General features: G+C 64.1%; 2 protein-coding genes and 1 pseudogene. All 3 read left to right on the top strand.

Going from position 1 to position 2,964, the window contains the following annotated elements:
- Positions 1 to 463, top strand: a pseudogene (locus JHD07_RS08930) (thiolase family protein); the annotation flags it as partial.
- A 9-nt stretch (positions 464 to 472) separates the two neighbouring features.
- On the top strand, positions 473 to 2,023 hold the full coding sequence (locus JHD07_RS08925) for an AMP-binding protein (protein ID WP_024343231.1): 1,551 nt from the start codon (positions 473 to 475) through the stop codon (positions 2,021 to 2,023).
- Positions 2,024 to 2,038: 15 nt separating this feature from the next.
- Positions 2,039 to 2,964, top strand: a 926-nt coding sequence (locus JHD07_RS08920; RefSeq protein ID WP_291621162.1) for an AMP-binding protein, incomplete at its 3' end; no start/stop codon positions are given.

Raw genomic sequence — 2,964 nt, 5'->3', positions numbered from 1 at the left:
GATCCGGATCGCCGCCTCGGTGCTGGCATCGGGTTCTGACCGTGAGGCCGATGACCTCGAACGCCATTTGTGCCGGCTCGCGTCCAATCGTGCCTATGAGATCGCCGGAGTCGGCCCCGCCGACATGTCGGTCGCGGAGGTTCATGACGCCAGCGCGTTTGCGGAACTGCATCAGGCCGAACTGCTGAGCTTCGCGCCGATCGGCGATGGCGGCCGCCTGGTGCGCGACGGCGATACCGCGCTTGGTGGCCGGATACCGATCAACGTCTCCGGCGGCCTCGAGTCGCGCGGTCACCCGATCGGGGCCACGGGCTTGGCGCAGATCTACGAACTCGTCACGCAGCTCCGCGGCGAGGCGGGCGCTCGTCAGGTCGAGGGCGCGCACCACGCTATTGCCGAAAACGGCGGCGGCTTCCATCATTATGAAGAAGCGACCGCCTGCATCACCATCCTGGAGCGCTGAGGGCTATCCATGCGTCTGATCGATTTCTTCGACCGTGGCGTCGGCATCAATCCGTCGCGCACCTGCCTGAAGGATGCGACGGTCTCGCGCACCTTCCGCGAGGTCCAGCTGCGCAGCTACCGGATCGCAAACGCACTCGCATCCGCCGGATTGAAAACCGGCGAGATGGCCGCGGTCTACAGCCCCAACGGGGCGACGGCTTTCGAGTGCATCCTGGGCATCATCCGCGGCGCCAATATCTGGGTGCCGATCAACGCCCGCAATTCCACCGAAGACAACGCCTACATCCTCGAAAACTGCGACGTGCAGGCGCTGTTCTACCATAGTGAATTCGAGGCGAATGTGCAGGTGTTCCGCAAGGAATGCCCGCAGATCCGCATCTATATCTGCATCGACAAGGACGGCGCGGACGCCCCGTTCCTGCTGGACTGGATTGCGAACGCGCCCGAGACCGATCCCAACGTTCCCGAGGATCCGAGCAAGCCGATCTCGGTTTTCTCGTCGGGCGGCACCACCGGGCGGCCGAAGGGCGTGCTGTGGACCAATCTGGTCTGGGAGACCATGATCTCGAACTTCTTCACTTCGATGCCGGTGCAGAAGCCGCCGGTTCATCTCGTCGTGGCGCCGATGACTCACGCGGCGGGCGGCGTCGGCATCATGCTGATGGCGGCGGGCGCGACGCAGATCATCCTTCCGGGCTTCGACGCCGCCAAGGTGGTGAACGCGATCGAGACCGAAGGCGTCACCCACATGTTCCTGCCGCCGACGGCGATCTACATGCTGCTGGCTCATCCCGGTATCAAGCAGCATGATTTTTCCTCGCTCGAGCATTTCATCTACGCTGCCGCGCCGATGTCGGTGGACAAGCTGAGGGAGTGCCTTGAGGTGTTCGGGCCGGTGATGACGCAAACCTTCGGCCAGGCCGAAGCGCCGATGCTCTGCACCTTCCTGTCGCCGCAGGAACATCTGGTGATCGGCGATCCCGACAAGGAAAAGCGCCTGGCCAGTTGCGGCCGGCCGACGCTGCTGACTCCGGTCGAGATCATGGACGATGACGGCAATCTGATGCCGGCCGGCGAGCGCGGCGAGATCGTCGTGCGCGGCAATCTCGTGATGCCCGGCTACTACAAGAATCCGGAGGCGACCGCGGAGGTTTCCACCTTCGGCTGGCACCACACCGGCGACATCGGATTCAAGGACGAGGATGGTTACGTCTATATCGTCGACCGCAAGAAGGACATGATCATCTCGGGCGGCTTCAACGTCTATCCGAGCGAGATCGAGCAGATCATCTGGGGCCACCCCGCGGTGCAGGATTGCGCCGTGATCGGCGTGCCCGACGAGAAATGGGGCGAGGCGGTCAAGGCCGTCATCGAACTCAAGCAGGGTTCGAGCACCAATTCCGATGAGATCATTGCGCTGTGCAAGGCGAAGCTCGGCAGCGTGAAGGCGCCGAAGTCGGTGGATTTCTGGGACAGCCTGCCGCGCAGCGCGGTCGGAAAGGTCCGTAAGAAGGATATTCGCGAGACGTTCTGGAAGGGACGCACGCGCGCCATCTGAACGGGGAAGAAGCCCATGAATATCGCCATGGTACTCGCCAATGCGGCGAAAGCGTTTGCGGATCGCCCGGCGGTCTGTCTCGGCAGCGCGACGATCCATAGCTATGCGCAGCTTCTGCAGCGCAGCGCGGCGCTCGGCCAGGCCTTGCGCAACAAGGGCTTTGCGCCGGGCTCGCGGGTCGGCGTCTTCCTGTCCAATCGCCCTGAATATTTCGAGATCCTGTTCGGCGCCTGGTTCGCTGGGCTGGCGGTGGCGCCGATCAATGCCAAGCTGCATCCGAAGGAACTGGCCTACATCCTCGACAATTGCGCCGCCTCGGTGCTGTTCACCGACATCGAGGGCGGACTGTCGCAGCCGGGCAACGTCGTCGATGTCGACGGCGAGGCGTATCGCGCGATGCTTGCGACGGTGCCATCCGATCTTCGGCCGGCACCGGCCGCGCCCGGCGACAATGCGTGGCTGTTCTACACCAGCGGCACCACAGGTTATCCAAAGGGCGCGATGCTGACCCATCGCAACCTTTACAACATGACGATGAGCTTCCTCGCCGATATCGGCCCGGTCGACGAAACCGACGCGTCGCTTTATCCGGCGCCGCTGTCGCACGGCGCCGGGCTGCTTGCGCTCGCGCACCTGGTACGCGGCGCCGCCAATGTCGTGCCGGAGAGCGGCGGCTTCGAGCCGGGCGAGATCGTCGATCTCATCAATCGCTATCCGGGGAGTTCGTTCTTCGCCGCGCCGACGATGGTGAACCGGCTGGTCACTTCGCCCTCGATGGCGGATCTGACGGTGGAGAATCTCGATCACATCTTCTACGGCGGCGCGCCGATGTATGTCGAAGATCTCAAGCGCGCGCTGGTCGCGCTCGGCCCGCGGCTGTGGCAGGCCTACGGCCAGGGCGAGTCGCCGTGCACCATCACCTACCTGCCGCCCCACATGCA

The sequence above is a fragment of the Bradyrhizobium sp. genome, from assembly GCF_016462955.1.
Taxonomy (GTDB): Bacteria; Pseudomonadota; Alphaproteobacteria; order Rhizobiales; family Xanthobacteraceae; genus Bradyrhizobium.
The sequence above is the reverse complement of the archived record's forward strand: the minus strand, read 5'-3'. Positions and strand labels throughout refer to the sequence as shown.

What these genes read in the sequence shown, in the direction of transcription:
- JHD07_RS08925 (WP_024343231.1), top strand. Translation starts at nt 473, where the DNA reads ATGCGTCTGATCGATTTCTTCGACCGTGGCGTCGGCATCAATCCGTCG.